The following is a 15627-nucleotide window of genomic DNA, read 5'->3' as shown; positions in this document are numbered from 1 at the left end:
TTCAAAGCAAAACCCTCATTCAAGAAGTCAAGTAGGAAGCTAGAATGGTAATTTTGAATAAATAAGTAAAATCTAATACTGGTATTTTAGATAATAGACGCACCCAAACTTGTATCCAGATTCGTATTCCTAAAGACTTGCATGAGGAATCAGTCATTTCACAACTGGTTTATCACTATGGGGTCACAATAATTATTGCTGATGCTCAGGTAAGCACAAACGTGCCACAACACAGTTGCTTCCATCTACAACTGCGAGGTACTGTTTCCCAGATTGAAAGCACCTTAATTTACCTGGATGAGTTGGATTTAAAAGTTTTGCACCAATCCAGTCCTGAAGAAAATGGGTGGTAATCAATTTTTGATTTCGGATTTTGGATTTTAGATTGATAATCCAAAATCCAAAACCTAAAATCTAAAATCGGCTATGCCATTTGATTTTCAATCGCCCACCGCGCTAATTCAGTGCGGTTGTGTAGATTGGTTTTGCCCAACATATTGGACACATGGCTTTCAACTGTACGCTGACTAACATTGAGTTCTTCAGCAATTTCCCGGTTAGCTAAACCCCTAGCGACAAACTGGACTACTTTCAGTTCGGTTGGGGTCAACTGCACATCGAAGGGAACCTGGATGCGGGAACTGTTTTCGCCTCCTTTGGCTTGGTGTTCTTTCCAACGGATAGTTTGTTTCAGCGAGGATTCAACTTGTGCTACGAGTTCTTCTGGTTCAAAGGGTTTGACCATATAAACATCAGCACCTTTATTTAAACCCTTAACTCGGTCTGCACTTTGTCCCTTAGCTGAAAGGAAAAGAACCGGAATCCAGCTGGTGCGTTCGTTTTGCCGGACTTGTTCCACAAAAGTATATCCGTCCATTTCCGGCATCATCACGTCGCAGATAATCATGTCTGGAACATCTTGCTCTAAAATTTCCAGAGCTTCACGTCCATTTTCGGCGGTGACAACTTCGTATCCCCGGAATTCTAAGTAATCCTTCACCAGCAAGATGAGGTTAGGGTCATCATCAATCAATAGAAGTCGTTTGTGATCTTTCATGCTGGGCTCTTTCATAGCAGTGGCACTTGTCGCGCTTCGGTCCATCAAAGTCTTGAATATTTATCCTCTACGGTGGGCTATTCGAGATGTGTCCTTTTTCCTACTTAACTTGCCTTTACTGTCTCGAAGTCTCAAAAATGCCGAGCACTTTCAATAGACTAGTAGCTCGATAGCAAAAGTCCAGCAAGGATACGTATAGCAGTAGTATCTATAATGCGCTATTATATATCGCTTTGAAAGGGGCGGGGTAAAAAACACTGATTAAATAATAATCTTTCTGACTCACAAGTAAGTATTGGCTTAAAGATGACCCTACCTTAAAACAACCCGCACTTTCTTAAAGCTTACTGCTATAACATATCCTTCGGTTGTTAAGCCTCTATGAGGTGTTCACGAGAAACTAGGGAAGTTTCTGGCAAAGGATGGGTTGAAAATGCATATTCTTCCACCTTATTGCCTGTTAAGTGTTCTCGGATGAGCCGCAGGGTAACTTCCGGGTTTGCTTGGCGATACCAAGCCTCATCAGGGTAAACCACCATTATGAGTCCAGAACAACAAACGCGCAAGTAGTTGGCTTAAGTTCTAAAGACAGACGTAAATGGGATAACTTTGTTGCGGCTGATCAAGTTTTAACTCTTTAAGTCGCTTTTTGAAGTATTCCCAGGATTCCAGACTAGCTCGTTTTGAGTAGCAGTTAGTGATTGTCTGGTCAGCGCAAATAAAAATGTATCGCTGAATTTTTGCAAGTCCTAAAGTTTCTACACAATTCCTCAGGGCTTGATGTTCAACAGACTTAGTGGTTTTGGAGATTTGATGGCTAGACCGGATCACTGTATTGTTACTCATCGAGTGGCTCCCTGATTACAGTTCTATAACAATTTCCAAGCTTTGCAAATAAAGTTCACCAGATAAAATATTCGTAACTTACGGAACGGAACCTAAAAACTATAAATAATTAAGCATTTATACTTAAGTACCCTAATGCTCTTCTAGTTCGGGAACCCGTACTCAAGGAATTCTTGCCATTGGACGCCACTTTTCGGTAGATTAGCACTCAGGAGTTGAGAGTGCTAAACTCTGGAGGAAATAATATGGCTGCTTTATCTTTAAGCGTTTCTACAGTTAAACCTTTGAGCGATCGCGTTTTCGTAAAAGTGAACGCCTCTGAGGAAAAGACCGCAGGTGGTTTGTATTTGCCTGATACCGCCAAGGAAAAGCCCCAGGTAGGGGAAGTAGTCGCCCTTGGTCCTGGCAAGCGTAACGATGACGGTAGCCGTCAGGAATTGGAAATTAAAGTCGGTGATAAGGTGCTGTACTCGAAGTACGCTGGCACCGACATTAAGCTCGGCACCGAAGAATATGTACTGCTTTCTGAAAAAGATATCTTAGCAGTCGTTATCTAATGGGTTATGAGGGCTATGGGTTATCAGGTATGGGTTATGGCGTATGGGAACAATCCCCAATCCCCATTACCCCTTATCCCTGGAGGGAACCCCAAGTTCCCCAATCCCCAGTCGCTAATACCCAATTCAAGAAAAAATTGACCTAATCCCTGGATTTAGACACCTATGGCAAAGCGCATTATCTATAACGAAAACGCCCGTCGCGCCTTAGAGCGAGGCATTGACATCCTGGCTGAGGCTGTAGCTGTTACCCTTGGCCCCAAAGGTCGTAACGTAGTCTTAGAAAAGAAATTTGGCGCACCGCAAATTGTCAATGACGGTGTAACGATCGCCAAAGAAATCGAATTAGAAGACCACATTGAAAACACTGGCGTAGCTTTGATTCGTCAAGCTGCTTCTAAAACCAACGATGCTGCGGGCGATGGCACCACAACTGCCACCGTTTTAGCTCATGCGATCGTCAAAGAAGGCTTGCGGAACGTTGCAGCTGGTGCTAATGCGATTTCGCTCAAGCGTGGTATAGACAAAGCTACTGCCTTCCTCGTAGAAAAAATTGCTGAACACGCCCGTCCAGTGGAAGATTCCAAAGCCATTGCCCAAGTTGGTGCGATCTCGGCTGGTAATGACGAAGAAGTTGGTCAGATGATTGCTCAAGCAATGGACAAGGTGGGCAAAGAAGGCGTAATTTCCCTAGAAGAAGGGAAATCTATGTTCACTGAGTTGGAAATCACTGAAGGGATGCGCTTTGATAAAGGCTACATCTCTCCTTATTTCGCTACCGACGCTGAACGGATGGAAGCGGTTTTTGATGAGCCTTTCCTACTGCTGACCGATAAGAAAATCGCTTTGGTACAAGACCTCGTACCAGTGTTAGAGCAAGTAGCTCGTGCTGGTCGTCCTTTGGTGATTATTGCCGAAGATATTGAAAAAGAAGCTTTGGCAACCTTAGTAGTAAACCGTTTACGCGGTGTACTCAACGTTGCTGCTGTTAAGGCTCCTGGCTTTGGCGATCGCCGCAAAGCACTACTAGAAGATATCGCCGTTTTAACTGGTGGTCAACTAGTTACCGAAGATGCTGGTTTGAAGCTAGATAACACCAAGCTGGATAGCCTGGGTAAAGCTCGCCGGATCACCATTACCAAGGACAGCACCACAATTGTTGCCGAAGGTAACGAAGCTGCTGTTAAGGCTCGTGTCGAACAGATTCGTCGTCAAATCGACGAAACCGAATCTTCTTACGACAAAGAGAAGCTGCAAGAGCGTCTTGCTAAACTCTCTGGTGGTGTCGCTGTGGTGAAAGTGGGTGCAGCCACCGAAACCGAGATGAAAGACAAGAAACTGCGCCTAGAAGACGCTATCAACGCCACTAAAGCTGCTGTGGAAGAAGGTATCGTTCCTGGCGGTGGTACAACTCTGGCTCACCTTGCTCCGGAATTGGAAACTTGGGCAAAGAGCAATCTTAAGGATGAAGAGTTGATTGGTGCGTTGATTGTCGTTCGCGCCTTACCCGCACCTCTGAAGCGGATTGCTGAAAACGCTGGTCAGAATGGTGCTGTGATCGCTGAACGCGTGAAAGAGAAAGAATTTAGTGTTGGCTACAACGCTGCGACAAACGAATTCGTCGATTTGTTAGAGGCTGGTATTGTTGACCCTGCAAAAGTGACTCGTTCTGCTCTGCAAAACGCTGCTTCCATCGCTGGTATGGTGTTGACAACCGAATGTATCATAGTTGACAAGCCTGAGCCTAAGGATGGCGCTCCTGCTGGCGCTGGCGCTGGCGGCGGAGACTTCGATTACTAATACTTTGTAATCACATAATTTGTGAGAACAGCTGCTTCCTGATGGAGGCGGCTGTTTTTTCGTTTGAACTGCCTTTAGATAGCGAGGAGCGACAAAATATTGCGGGTTGTGTGGAAATTCTGGCGGGTTTGCGATTTGAAAAAGATTTGGCTCGGCAATTTTTACGGGAGGATATTATGAAAGAGTCTGTAATTTATCAAGATATCGTTCAAAAAGAAGCGTTTAAATTAATAAGTCGTCTACTTAAACGGCGTTTTGGTAATATTGATGGATCATTAGTTGAGCAGGTTCGGAATTTATCTGCTGAACAGTTAGAGGAGTTGGGAGAGGCATTGTTGGATTTTTCGGAAGTTGATGATTTAGTAGCTTGGTTAGAGCAGCAGAAGAGAGACTAAAATTTTTCCAGAAGGATATTATTAAATAGTCTGTAATTTATCAAGATATTTTGCAGCAATAAAACTAGGTTAATAAACTATAACCCGATATCGACTAAATCAGCATTTTGGAGAAATTGACGCATCTTTAATATAACAAGTATAATCAGGTACAAAACACTAGATTAGAGTAGAAAATATGACTAGCAATAAAACTAAAGTGATTTCAATTTTTAACAATAAAGGCGGTGTTGGGAAAACTATAATTACATGGAATTTAGGAGATGCGCTTGCACGAAGAGGCAAAAAAGTGCTGTTAATAGATTTTGATCCCCAATCAAATCTTTCAATAGCAATGTTAGGTGATCGATTTACAAATATTTTACCAAGCCCAGAAAATCCTTATGGAACTACTAGAAGAGCATATTTACAAAGGTTTTTACAAAATGAAGGTACATTACAGTTATATAAACATAAAGGACACAGAACTAGCAATAATGTTGATTTAATTGCTAGTGATGCTTGGTTGAATGTCTATTCAGAATCACTAAGTGTTGGGTCGGATTTACTCACTGGTAATGGGCTTGAAAAATATTCAATAATAAGCAGGCTAATACAAGAAGCTAATAGTACCGAAAGTAAGGAGTATGATTACGTATTAATTGACTTACCACCCTCATTTAATAATTTGGTTAGAACTGCACTATATTCTTCTAACTATTTTATTGTTCCTTGTACATCTGATATTTTTTGTTCGTATTGTGTTGGACTAATAGGAGAAACATTACCAAGGTTTATTAAGGAATGGCAAATAGGATGTCAACTACATGACACTAATAACCCTCATACTTAAAAATATATAAATCTTGGTAAACCTGTATTTGCAGGTTGGGTTTTCAATGGATATGACACAAGAAAGCCTAAAGATGAGACAAATAAGAAAATAATTGCAGCAGATAACGCAATGGGACTACAGATTATACAGAAGGTTAAAGAACTTGTAGAAACACTAGAAAATAAAATAAAGGAACATCCTTCTGTTTTGAAAAACACCTCCTTTAAATATTTCCAGCTAGGTGGAATAGAAGATATGAACATTCTTGTACAAAATAGTATGTGGCTAAACTGCCCTATCGCAACACTAGATCGAATGGAACCAGTAAGAAATCTTCAAGATCGAGTGCAATGGTCGCCAAACCAATTAGATCAAATCCAGGCATTAAAGAATAGCTTTCTAACAATAGCTGATAGAGTAATTAAGCACTGTATTTAAAAAAATAAATTTACATCTATATTTATTTGCAGGCTTTGTATCAACGTTTTCATAAGGACTGTGATTTTGTCTACATGGTTTATTGATTTGGCATAGACTTTGAGAGGTGATCGCGTACCACTTTAATTCTTATTGTATCGCTTTTCTGAACTACAGCGATCGCACGATATTCTACTTTTACATAAAAACCTATGAGCCAAATTAATCCTGAAATAACTCCCTTACCCTATTTTCTGACAGAGCATTTAGAAATAAAAATGGGAATTATAAGAAGTAGGGTGTGTTAATTGACTCTCAATAAATATCAAGATTCACATGGCACAACCAAAATATGAAGGTTATTGCGAATGCACTCCTACCAAATTAGTCCGAGAAAAGTTTGGAGATGTCAATGTTTTTGCACAAAATGCTAAATCACTCTTAACAAAAGCTACTGGTTTTATTGGTAATTATGATTTTACTTTAAATCCTTACAGAGGATGTCAATACGGTTGTAGTTATTGCTATGCTGCTGCATTTACCCCTAATGCTCAAATGCGCCAAGACTGGGGTAAATGGGTAATTTTTAAAGAAAATGCTGCTGAGATTTTAGCCAAAGAATTAAAAAAATGGTATGAAAAAAATCCCCAGATTCCTCCTAGTATATACATGAGTAGTGTTACTGATCCTTATCAACCACTTGAGTCTAAACATCAACTGACTCGTCGGTTGTTGGAGGTAATGCTAGATGTGGGGATTGATGGTTATCCAACTCCAACTTTGGTGATTCAAACTCGTAGCCCAATTATTACTAGAGATATTGATTATTTACAACGATTTAAGCGATTGCGAATTAATATGAGCATTCCCACTGGTAGCGAATTAGTGAGAAAAGATTTTGAACCGCGATCGCCCAGTATTAAAGCCAGATTAAATGCTATCACTAAAATTAAACAAAGTATTGATTATTTCAAAGGTTTTCTTCCCAAAATTTCTATCACTATTACCCCTCTACTTCCTACTTTAGCAACTGATGAAGCTACTTTTATTGACAAATTAGCCATCGCTGATAGAGTTGTAATTCAAGCTTTTCATCCAAGCCAGAGTCGTTCTCTTATGGCATCAACTCGCCAAGAAGCTGAAAAAATTAAGCAAAAATACGCTTGGTGGTATGAAGATGAGAAATTAAGCTATATGAAATTTAAGGAAAAATTAGTTTCTCGGCTTCCAGGTGTAGAAATTATGGAAGGGAAAGAGGGATTTGGTTATGAATAATCCTATCGTAAATTGGTGGGGAAGTCAGCAGTTAAAATTATCTTTAAAACGCGGGGATATCCCACGTGCAGTCCAACTATTGCAAGAGATTCAAAAATCAGGTGCAACATTCTCATGGTTAGAAAAACTATTTAGGGATAAACTTCAACTTGAACGTTATTCCCAAGAATACAAACGACAAACAGAAATTTTAGGTAAACAACTAACAGAAGTATCCCAGGAAAAAGCTAATCTCATATTAATGCCAGATGAGGAATTTGTTAAATATATCTATAAAGTTTTTAATTTAATACAACACGATGAATATAAACTGCAATCTACTAATATTGATCAACGTATTTTTGATAATTTTGAATCAACGCTAGTTGAATATCTCAAAGAAGAATTTAGTAAGATTCATGATAAAAAGTTATTTATTAAGCTTGAAGATGCTCTTGAAGATATTAATAACTTAAAAATTGGACAAGACCCAGACTACCGTTTTAGTCTAACCCCTCATGTCTACTTTATGAAGTATTTTTTAGAAAATGTATATTGCATATATTTAGCTTGGTTTCTCATTTATCAGGATGCTTTACTACCAAGTAAGGTTAATATCCTTGATATTGCAGCAGGGCCAGGAACAGTTGCTTATGGTTTAGCTTTATTTCTCCAAAGTAGTAGCGGTTTTTTTAATATCCCGCAAATGCACATATCTTACTACTCTTTAGAAAAACAAGATGCTTTCCAGTTTCGTGGACTTCAGTTTTGGCGACGATATATAGAGTCGCGTCTAACCACAGTAAATGCTTACTTTCGCTTTGTTACTACTGATATTTTTAGTTGGGAAACTCAATCGAATAATCTACCCAAAGAGTTTTTCGACTTTATCGTAATTTTCCACTGCTTCTTTATAGATAAAGCAAAAAGGGTTGAAGCAAATAATACTTACAAACAAATATTTGCCACTAGCTTAAAAAATTCAGGCTATATTTTACTAATTTTGCAAGATAAGAAGTTATTCAAAATATACGATGTTCATCAACTTGAAAATCAAGAACACGAAAAAAATGTAGTGGAGAAATTTCTGGCAGAATTGGGATTAAAGTTAGTCTGATATAGATATCTTACCTCAACAGGTTCAAGAACATCTTTGCCCAGTGCTGAATTTGCTAAGTTTGCTCAAGACAAATTACCAAAAAAAGTGTATATGAGTCCAATACTGCAACAGTATTTTGGTCAGAAGCATCAGTAAAATTATGCATTAGATGATTATGTAATCTTGGCGAAAAAATCATGATAAATTGCAGGAAAAGTAGCAGAGAATGTATTAAATAAATATAAAGTATGTGAACTTTAAAGTTGAATTTATAAATGACCTGCAATCCGCAAATAGCAGAAGGTTGGCATGGCAAACTTAATTTAGTCTATGCCGATCGCCAGGGTAAAACCCAGTTAATTTACAATCACCAACAAGCGCCCCTGAAGGTACAACGCCCATTTTACCCAGAAGGGGAAATTTGTCATAGCGTCATTTTACACACGGCTGGGGGAATGGTGGGAGGCGATCGCTTATCGTCTAACATCCACCTCCAACCCCAAGCCCAAGCTTTAATCACTACAGCTGCTGCAAGCAAGATATATCGCAGTAACGGCTTACAAGCTAGACAAACCATCCAAATGCAAGTTGACGTTGGTGCTTGTTTAGAATGGTTGCCGCAAGAGACAATTTTATTTAACGGTGCGATTTATCGGCAAGATTTACGGGTAGAATTAGCAACCGGGGCTAGTTGGTTGGGGTGGGAAATTACCCGATTTGGTCGCAGTGCTAGAGGAGAAAAATTCTTGCAAGGAGAATGGCGATCGCATACGGAAATTTGGCAACAAGGTATTCCCTTATGGATTGATCGGCAATGGTTACGGGGTAGCGAAGATATTTTTCACAGTCCCCACGGCTTGGCTGGAAAACCAATCGTCGGTAGTCTAGTTTGGGTTGGTGGTGTAGTTTCAGCAGAAATTGTCGAAAAAATGCGAAATTTATGGGATGGGGAGGGAGAAGTGGGTGTTAGCAGGTTACAACATGGATTATTGTGTCGATATCGCGGTGCTTCTACATCTGAAGTGAGAAACTGGTTTATTGATGTTTGGCAGTTGCTGCGAGTTTCTTTTTTGAATCGTGGTAATTGTATACCAAGAGTTTGGCAGGTTTGAACGAACCGCCAAGACGCCAAGAACGCCAAGAGGAAAATAAGAATGCAACTTACGCCGCAGGAAAAAGATAAGCTACTAATTTTTACTGCTGCTTTATTAGCAGAAAGACGTAAAGGAAGGGGTTTAAAACTGAATTATCCTGAAGCGATCGCTTATATTTCTGCTGCTATTTTAGAAGGGGCGAGAGATGGACAAACTGTAGCTGAATTAATGAGTTATGGTACAACACTATTAACGCGAGATGATGTCATGGAAGGGATATCAGAAATGGTACATGAAGTACAGGTAGAAGCAACTTTTCCTGATGGTACAAAGTTAGTTACAGTACATAATCCAATTCGTTAACTTTTAAATTTATTATGATTCCTGGGGAAATTATCACACCAGAAGGTGAAATTGAGCTAAATGTTGGTCGTCCAACTATAAAATTGCAAGTATCAAATACAGGCGATCGCCCCATACAAGTAGGTTCCCATTATCACTTTTATGAAGTCAACGCTGCCTTAAACTTTGACAGAGAACAAGCGCGAGGAATGCGCCTCGATATCCCCGCAGGAACCGCAGTTCGCTTTGAACCAGGCGACGAAAAAGAAATAACTCTAATCCCCCTCGTTGGTACTCGCCAAGTCTACGGCTTCAACGCCAAAATTAACGGAAACCTCTAAAAACCCTCCGCGAACCTCTGCGCTTCCCTTAGCGTCCCTTTGCGTTTAAAAAAGCTTATTGAATAGGTTTAATTTCCAACTCCAATTTGGAACGATAAAAACAAACATCGAATTCCAAAAAAAATTAGTTTGTCCAAGAATTAAGGGAGCATAAAGACTACCCACCCACGCAAATACTAACTCTACTGGTGTAAAATCACTGATTTCAGCCCTTGCGAAAAAAGGCATCGCAGGTTGAGTGCTAAGATTTCCTGCCAATTGAATGATAGCTTTAGGCTCATCCCAAATCCCACCCAACTGAAGCCCTAGCTCATAGGGCATAACATTGACAGTAGCACCGCTATCAACTAAACCATTTGCTTCTATCCTGTGATTTTCTCGAATTAAAACTAGGGGGATTCTAGGTAAGCTATCAAATTTGTTTTGGGTGGAACTTGTAGTGGAATAATTGAACCGCATACAGCTTAATCACTGGAATCCTTTTGTTGGACTGCTTCCATTAGAACTGCACCAGCCCCGAAGCTATTATAAGGAGTAGGTAAATCGTAGGTTTTAAAGGGTTCCAATGGAGAAATATCCTCAACTGTATCTAAATCTTCTGCAAGGACGTGAATCAGCTTGAGTTTTTCTGACGGAGAAAGCTTTCGAGCTATAGGAATTATGTCTGCTAGGGTCATTTTGTCTAAGCCTCCAAGAATCCTCATTCACAGCATAAACCTAAATTATTCGAGTTGTGGAGAAAATACGAACACTTAGCTTTAAAAGCAGTCACTACGAAACTAGCTGATTTTAAATATGAAATTTCAGGCAAAATTTTAAAGACGCACAGTGATTCCCAGCGCCTTTATATTTTTGCGTCACTTTGCGTTTAAACTCGATTTTAACCTCGATTACTAAAAGTGCATTATGAGTTACAGAATGGATCGCCGCGCCTACGCCGAAACCTATGGCCCAACAGTAGGCGATCGCATCCGACTTGCAGACACAGAATTATTTATTGAAGTTGAACAAGATTTCACTACCTACGGCGATGAAGTAAAATTCGGCGGCGGTAAAGTCATCCGAGATGGGATGGGACAATCCCCCATTTCTAACGCCGATGGTGCTGTAGATTTAGTAATTACTAATGCTTTAATCCTCGATTGGTGGGGTATTGTCAAAGCAGATATTGCCATTAAAGATGGCAAAATTTTCAAAATTGGTAAAGCCGGAAATCCTTATATTCAAAATAATGTAGATATTATTATTGGCCCCGGAACTGAAGCCTTAGCTGGTGAAGGAATGATTCTCACTGCTGGCGGTATTGATGCCCATATTCATTTTATTTGCCCCCAACAGATTGAAGTGGCGATCGCTTCTGGTATTACCACCATGATCGGCGGCGGTACTGGCCCCGCCACAGGTACAAACGCCACTACCTGTACCCCAGGCCCTTGGAATATTTACCGAATGCTGCAAGCTGCTGATGCTTTTCCCGTCAACTTAGGATTTTTGGGTAAAGGTAACGCCAGTCAACCCCAAGGACTTGTAGAACAAGTAGCCGCAGGTGCAATGGGGTTGAAACTACATGAAGACTGGGGAACCACACCCGCAGCAATTGATACTTGCCTCAGCGTTGCCGATGCTTATGATGTGCAAGTAGCGATTCATACTGATACCTTGAACGAAGCCGGATTCGTTGAAGATACGATCGCTGCTTTCAAGAATCGTACCATCCACACCTACCACACTGAAGGCGCAGGCGGAGGACACGCACCAGATATCATCAAAGTTTGCGGCCAAGCCAATGTTCTGCCATCTTCTACTAATCCCACACGTCCTTACACCCTCAACACCTTAGACGAACACCTGGATATGTTGATGGTATGCCATCACCTCGACCCAGCGATCGCTGAAGATGTCGCTTTTGCCGAATCTCGCATCCGTCGGGAAACCATTGCTGCTGAAGACATTTTGCACGACTTAGGCGCATTTAGCATGATTTCTTCTGATTCCCAGGCAATGGGAAGAGTAGGCGAAGTGATAATTCGTACTTGGCAGACATCTCACAAAATGAAGGTGCAACGGGGAACTCTTAACCCACAAGGAACTGAGCAACAGGCAGACAACTTTAGGGCAAAAAGATATGTTGCTAAGTATACTATCAACCCAGCGATCGCTCACGGAATTGCTCAATATGTGGGTTCAGTGGAAGAGGGAAAATTAGCAGATTTATGTTTGTGGCGTCCCGCATTTTTTGGCGTGAAGCCAGAGATAGTAATTAAAGGCGGAATGATTGCATGGTCGCAAATGGGCGATGCCAACGCCAGTATTCCCACACCGCAACCAGTGCATATGCGACCGATGTTTGGTAGCTTTGCAGGTGCGCGTCATGCCACATCATTAACTTTTGTTTCCCAAGCAGCTTTAGAGAAAGAAATTCCCAGCCAGCTAGGTTTACAAAAGGCAGCTGTTGCAGTTTCTGGGACACGCCAATTGAGTAAGCGGGATATGAAGCTGAATGATGCACTACCCCACATTGAAGTTGATCCAGAAACCTATGAAGTCAGGGCAGATAGTGAGTTGCTGATTTGTGAACCTGCGACAGTTTTACCAATGGCACAAAGGTACTTTTTGTTTTAATTTATAACCGAGCAATCTACTGATTACGATAGTCCTTGAAAAGAATTGCAGTTCTCGAAACACGATTTGGAGAAGTGCCAAGCTTTATTGTGAAAGTTATCAATGGGATAGAAGAACCATCTGTACTCAAAATACTTCTCAAAAGCGCGATCGCAATTCCTTCCACAGCAGAATTCCAGCAAGTTTTAGATAATATCACATCTGGAGAATGAGCGATCGCTTATTTTTGAGTTACGATAAATTTCTTCGTTACTTAACTTGTTCAAATTTAAACAGACCGTCGTTGCCTTCAACTACTTTGACAAGAACAGGTTCTTGTTGGCGATCGCCTTTATCATTAAAACGAAGTGTATACCCTGAAGTTTCGTTTGGTGGAAGAGAAAAATCTCGATATTTGAGATTTTTTAAAACCGTTTGATGTGTGGGATTGTTAGACATAGATATAGCTTTAATAAAAGCCTGAGTTGCATCATAAGCTGTAGCTGTGCGCCAGCTAATCCGTCCTCCCCACATTCCCTTAGCGTCCTCTGCAAATTTTGTTGATTTTGTTGAGTTTTGCTCTTCTGCAAACCAATCTACAGATATAACCAAACCTTCAAAAGCGCCTCCACCTGATTTCAAAGTGTCTGGATTGTACAAAGAATTTCCTCCTAGCAGAGGCAATTTTTTGCTACCTTGAGCGCTGGCAATTGCAAGTGCCACAGAAGTTAACTCTGTATTCGGAAACAGAACAATTGCATCTGCTTTATCTTCTTGATTAATTTTTTGAATTTCGGCAGATGTATCCAATGAAGCATTAGCCAAATCTATAGTACGTATAACTTCCTCATTCTTATCTTTAAATAAGCTTTCAAACTGTTCTTTTACGTTCTTACTATAACTATCATTAGGATTGTAAAAAATAACTACTCTTTTATAGCCCTGATTCCTAGCATAACCTGCTAACTTCCCAGCATTTACATTAGTAGAAAGTACTGTTCTAAAAAATACTTTGCTATTTAGCGAGGTAATTGTACTCCCAGGAGATATCATTGCTATATCAGCGCTTTCATATTTAGATAGTGCCGCTTGACTACTTGGACTAGTATAGTGTCCAATAACTCCTAGAACATTTTGGTTTTTAATTAGCTCTCCAGCAACTTTTTGAGCTTGAGTTTGATCGTTGCCATCATTAGCAATTACTATATTTAAAAATCGCTGATTTACTCCACCTAAACTGTAAAATTTATCTTGTGCCTGTGCAACTCCTCGCAATAGTTCTTGAGAAATATTTGATTCTTTATTAGTATTTGGTAAAACCACTGCCAGAGTAAGTGGATTACCTTGTTGATATGCTTTAGCATTGTTGTAATAAATTCGCAACTCTGGGTCAAAAGGAAAGGCTTGTCTAGCTTTTTGAAAATAATTAACAGCATCAGTATATATTTTGTCTTGAAAAGCTTTAAAACCCTGAGCGCGACTTGGATTTTCACTTCCACTAAACAAAGTACGTTCGCCTTCACTAAGGAATGGTGATACTAGATGTTGTTCTGGTAGTTTCGTTATTGACGGTGTTGGGACTGGCTCATTGTTAACAAACTGAGGTTTTTGTAGCGATTTCCAGTATAACCACCCAAGTAATGAAATTGAAACTAGTATTATTGGAGCAAGCATTGAGACAAGGCGCTGCTGCTTTCGTGTTGCCGATTCTTGGCTAGCATATAAAAACTGATAATCTTCTACAAGCAACTGTTTATTTTCTGCCCATGCTTGAGCTTGTCGTAATTTCTGCCCGTGTAAGAGATGCGATTTATTCTGACGATTAGACTCTAGCCATGCTTCTAATTCCTTTGCATAAGGTCTCAAATTTGCTAACGCCTCATTAACCCACTTGTTATTAAAAACACACTCATAAATGCGATTATAAACTCTTAACTTGCCATTTTGTTTAACTACCAATCCCGATAAGCGCAATTCTATTTGCCCCGGACTGTTATCTTCTTCAATTTCTCCTTTTCGTAAAATTTGGTCACATAATTCAAGCAACAGATCCGCAGGTTGCTTATTACTGAAAATCCGATCGCGTATTGTCCTCAAATGCTCTGGATCATCCTGAGATTGCCAATTTTGGATAATCCGCGATCGCATTAATTCTTCTACAGATAATCTTTGCTCATCATCTAAAATAAATTGACAAAGCTTTTGGGTAAGAAAAGGTTGCCCACCAGTCCATTCCAAAACCTCTTTTAGCTTTTCTTGGGTATTACTGACTTTACCTACTAATCCTTTAGCTAAAGGCTCTGCTTCATCTAGATCAAAACCTTTGAGTTCAATTGCTTGACCAATATTAAAAGGTGTACGCTGTTTATCTTGAATCAAATCAGAGGGAGTTGCTACTCCTAAAAGACAAAATGTCAGGCGTTTATATTCTGGTTTATCAGCACGTTGGTTATGGCAGGCTCGAATCAAAGCGAAAAAATCCTCAGTTGAAAAATTCAGGCTGAGAACGCTATCGATTTCATCAACAAAAATGACAATTTTTTTAGGAATAGCAGCTAGCATCTCTTCTTCAAGAAACTTGCCCAATCGCCGCAATGGAGGCAGTAATCTTTGCACCCTCCACCAACTTTCTAAATCAAAATTATCGTTTAGTTTTAGACTCTTAACCAGACTGTCAATTACACCTGCATACCATTGATCGGGGGTGACATCCTGAGTGCCGATCGCAGTAATATCAATCTCAGCACAAGCAATTCCTTCTTGCTGCAACCTTTGCATGGTTCTTACCCGCAAACTCGATTTACCCATCTGCCGCGAATTCAGGACATAACAGAATTCCCCCGCCTTCAACTTTTTGTATAAGTCGTCATCTGCCTGCCGGGTAACGTAGGTAAGAGAATCTGAAGGTAAAGTACCCCCAACTTGGTATTCGTAGTTTGGGTTAGGCGATGGATTCATGAGTTATGTCCAATGCAGTTGCACACTAATCATTCTCCGTCTCCTCTGTCAA

At 40.2% G+C, this 15627-nt stretch carries 18 protein-coding genes and 1 pseudogene; 13 read left to right on the top strand and 6 right to left on the bottom strand.

Annotated features, from left to right (window positions below; genetic code table 11):
• Nucleotides 1-83 precede the first annotated feature (83 nt).
• Entirely contained in the window at nucleotides 84-353 is a 270-nt protein-coding gene (locus V7K35_RS20360) for an NIL domain-containing protein (RefSeq protein ID WP_335081200.1), read from the top strand.
• Nucleotides 354-424: 71 nt separating this feature from the next.
• Here V7K35_RS20360 and V7K35_RS20355 read toward each other — a convergent pair whose 3' ends face one another.
• The 3 genes from V7K35_RS20355 to V7K35_RS20345 form a co-directional block, all read right to left on the bottom strand.
• A complete protein-coding gene (locus tag V7K35_RS20355) occupies nucleotides 425-1102 on the bottom strand; it encodes a response regulator transcription factor (RefSeq protein WP_334794355.1) in 678 nt (225 codons plus the stop codon).
• Nucleotides 1103-1428: 326 nt separating this feature from the next.
• On the bottom strand, nucleotides 1429-1596 hold the full coding sequence (locus tag V7K35_RS20350) for a hypothetical protein (protein ID WP_335081029.1): 168 nt from the start codon (nucleotides 1594-1596) through the stop codon (nucleotides 1429-1431).
• Between the two features lie 43 nt (nucleotides 1597-1639).
• Nucleotides 1640-1903, bottom strand: coding sequence for a hypothetical protein (locus V7K35_RS20345; protein WP_335081027.1), 264 nt, complete (start codon nucleotides 1901-1903; stop codon nucleotides 1640-1642).
• 245 nt (nucleotides 1904-2148) lie between these two features.
• Between V7K35_RS20345 and groES the strand changes: the two genes are divergently transcribed.
• The 10 genes and pseudogenes from groES to V7K35_RS20295 all read left to right on the top strand — a co-directional run bounded on the left by groES (nucleotide 2149) and on the right by V7K35_RS20295 (nucleotide 10016).
• The gene (gene groES, locus V7K35_RS20340; RefSeq protein WP_069071443.1) at nucleotides 2149-2460 is read left to right on the top strand and encodes a co-chaperone GroES; all 312 of its coding nucleotides are present in this window, start codon (nucleotides 2149-2151) and stop codon (nucleotides 2458-2460) included.
• Nucleotides 2461-2625: 165 nt separating this feature from the next.
• Entirely contained in the window at nucleotides 2626-4260 is a 1635-nt protein-coding gene (gene groL, locus V7K35_RS20335) for a chaperonin GroEL (RefSeq protein WP_335081025.1), read from the top strand.
• Nucleotides 4261-4337: 77 nt separating this feature from the next.
• A pseudogene (locus tag V7K35_RS20330) lies at nucleotides 4338-4655 on the top strand (DUF4351 domain-containing protein); the annotation flags it as partial.
• A 178-nt stretch (nucleotides 4656-4833) separates the two neighbouring features.
• Nucleotides 4834-5487: a ParA family protein gene (locus V7K35_RS20325; RefSeq protein ID WP_335081023.1), complete on the top strand. Its 654-nt coding sequence runs from the start codon at nucleotides 4834-4836 to the stop codon at nucleotides 5485-5487.
• A gap of 111 nt (nucleotides 5488-5598) precedes the next feature.
• Complete coding sequence (locus V7K35_RS20320) at nucleotides 5599-5907, top strand: hypothetical protein (RefSeq protein WP_335081021.1); 309 nt, start codon at nucleotides 5599-5601, stop codon at nucleotides 5905-5907.
• Between the two features lie 315 nt (nucleotides 5908-6222).
• Nucleotides 6223-7161, top strand: a complete 939-nt coding sequence (locus V7K35_RS20315) for an SPL family radical SAM protein (RefSeq protein ID WP_335081019.1) — start codon at nucleotides 6223-6225, stop codon at nucleotides 7159-7161.
• Nucleotides 7154-8257 (top strand): photosystem II assembly protein, encoded by a 1104-nt coding sequence (locus V7K35_RS20310; protein ID WP_335081017.1) that lies wholly within the window; start codon nucleotides 7154-7156, stop codon nucleotides 8255-8257. Before V7K35_RS20315 ends, V7K35_RS20310 begins: the two co-directional genes overlap by 8 nt.
• Before the next feature lie 257 nt (nucleotides 8258-8514).
• A complete protein-coding gene (locus V7K35_RS20305) occupies nucleotides 8515-9351 on the top strand; it encodes an urease accessory protein UreD (protein WP_335081015.1) in 837 nt (278 codons plus the stop codon).
• Nucleotides 9352-9393: 42 nt separating this feature from the next.
• Nucleotides 9394-9696, top strand: a complete 303-nt coding sequence (gene ureA, locus V7K35_RS20300) for an urease subunit gamma (RefSeq protein WP_196520369.1) — start codon at nucleotides 9394-9396, stop codon at nucleotides 9694-9696.
• Between the two features lie 14 nt (nucleotides 9697-9710).
• Entirely contained in the window at nucleotides 9711-10016 is a 306-nt protein-coding gene (locus V7K35_RS20295; protein WP_335081013.1) for an urease subunit beta, read from the top strand.
• 45 nt (nucleotides 10017-10061) lie between these two features.
• Here the strand turns inward: V7K35_RS20295 and V7K35_RS20290 are convergent, their stop codons facing one another.
• Together V7K35_RS20290 and V7K35_RS20285 are read right to left on the bottom strand one after the other, a co-directional pair.
• The gene (locus V7K35_RS20290) at nucleotides 10062-10475 is read right to left on the bottom strand and encodes a hypothetical protein (RefSeq protein WP_335081011.1); all 414 of its coding nucleotides are present in this window, start codon (nucleotides 10473-10475) and stop codon (nucleotides 10062-10064) included.
• A 5-nt stretch (nucleotides 10476-10480) separates the two neighbouring features.
• A complete protein-coding gene (locus tag V7K35_RS20285) occupies nucleotides 10481-10693 on the bottom strand; it encodes a hypothetical protein (RefSeq protein WP_335081009.1) in 213 nt (70 codons plus the stop codon).
• A gap of 229 nt (nucleotides 10694-10922) precedes the next feature.
• On the opposite strand from V7K35_RS20285, the gene ureC reads away from it, so the two are divergent.
• Entirely contained in the window at nucleotides 10923-12638 is a 1716-nt protein-coding gene (gene ureC, locus V7K35_RS20280; RefSeq protein WP_335081007.1) for an urease subunit alpha, read from the top strand.
• 35 nt (nucleotides 12639-12673) lie between these two features.
• A complete protein-coding gene (locus V7K35_RS20275) occupies nucleotides 12674-12850 on the top strand; it encodes a hypothetical protein (RefSeq protein WP_335081005.1) in 177 nt (58 codons plus the stop codon).
• Between the two features lie 37 nt (nucleotides 12851-12887).
• Here the strand turns inward: V7K35_RS20275 and V7K35_RS20270 are convergent, their stop codons facing one another.
• Nucleotides 12888-15575 carry an ABC transporter substrate-binding protein gene (locus tag V7K35_RS20270; protein WP_335081003.1) on the bottom strand — a complete coding sequence of 896 codons (2688 nt, stop codon included), beginning with the start codon at nucleotides 15573-15575 and terminating at the stop codon, nucleotides 12888-12890.
• Between the last annotated feature and the right edge of the window lie 52 nt (nucleotides 15576-15627).

Origin of the sequence: Nostoc sp., from assembly GCF_036917275.1 — a bacterium.
Taxonomy (GTDB): domain Bacteria; phylum Cyanobacteriota; class Cyanobacteriia; order Cyanobacteriales; family Nostocaceae; genus Nostoc.
The sequence above is the reverse complement of the archived record's forward strand: the minus strand, read 5'-3'. Positions and strand labels throughout refer to the sequence as shown.

Coding starts and splice junctions, on each gene's coding strand:
- V7K35_RS20305 (WP_335081015.1), top strand. CDS start 8,515: ATGACCTGCAATCCGCAAATAGCAGAAGGTTGGCATGGCAAACTTAAT.
- groL (WP_335081025.1), top strand. CDS start 2,626: ATGGCAAAGCGCATTATCTATAACGAAAACGCCCGTCGCGCCTTAGAG.
- V7K35_RS20350 (WP_335081029.1), bottom strand. CDS start 1,596: ATGGTGGTTTACCCTGATGAGGCTTGGTATCGCCAAGCAAACCCGGAA.
- V7K35_RS20355 (WP_334794355.1), bottom strand. CDS start 1,102: ATGGACCGAAGCGCGACAAGTGCCACTGCTATGAAAGAGCCCAGCATG.
- V7K35_RS20290 (WP_335081011.1), bottom strand. CDS start 10,475: ATGCGGTTCAATTATTCCACTACAAGTTCCACCCAAAACAAATTTGAT.
- V7K35_RS20315 (WP_335081019.1), top strand. CDS start 6,223: ATGGCACAACCAAAATATGAAGGTTATTGCGAATGCACTCCTACCAAA.
- V7K35_RS20345 (WP_335081027.1), bottom strand. CDS start 1,903: ATGAGTAACAATACAGTGATCCGGTCTAGCCATCAAATCTCCAAAACC.
- groES (WP_069071443.1), top strand. CDS start 2,149: ATGGCTGCTTTATCTTTAAGCGTTTCTACAGTTAAACCTTTGAGCGAT.
- V7K35_RS20310 (WP_335081017.1), top strand. CDS start 7,154: ATGAATAATCCTATCGTAAATTGGTGGGGAAGTCAGCAGTTAAAATTA.
- V7K35_RS20285 (WP_335081009.1), bottom strand. CDS start 10,693: ATGACCCTAGCAGACATAATTCCTATAGCTCGAAAGCTTTCTCCGTCA.
- V7K35_RS20325 (WP_335081023.1), top strand. CDS start 4,834: ATGACTAGCAATAAAACTAAAGTGATTTCAATTTTTAACAATAAAGGC.
- V7K35_RS20295 (WP_335081013.1), top strand. CDS start 9,711: ATGATTCCTGGGGAAATTATCACACCAGAAGGTGAAATTGAGCTAAAT.
- ureC (WP_335081007.1), top strand. CDS start 10,923: ATGAGTTACAGAATGGATCGCCGCGCCTACGCCGAAACCTATGGCCCA.
- V7K35_RS20270 (WP_335081003.1), bottom strand. CDS start 15,575: ATGAATCCATCGCCTAACCCAAACTACGAATACCAAGTTGGGGGTACT.
- ureA (WP_196520369.1), top strand. CDS start 9,394: ATGCAACTTACGCCGCAGGAAAAAGATAAGCTACTAATTTTTACTGCT.
- V7K35_RS20320 (WP_335081021.1), top strand. CDS start 5,599: ATGGGACTACAGATTATACAGAAGGTTAAAGAACTTGTAGAAACACTA.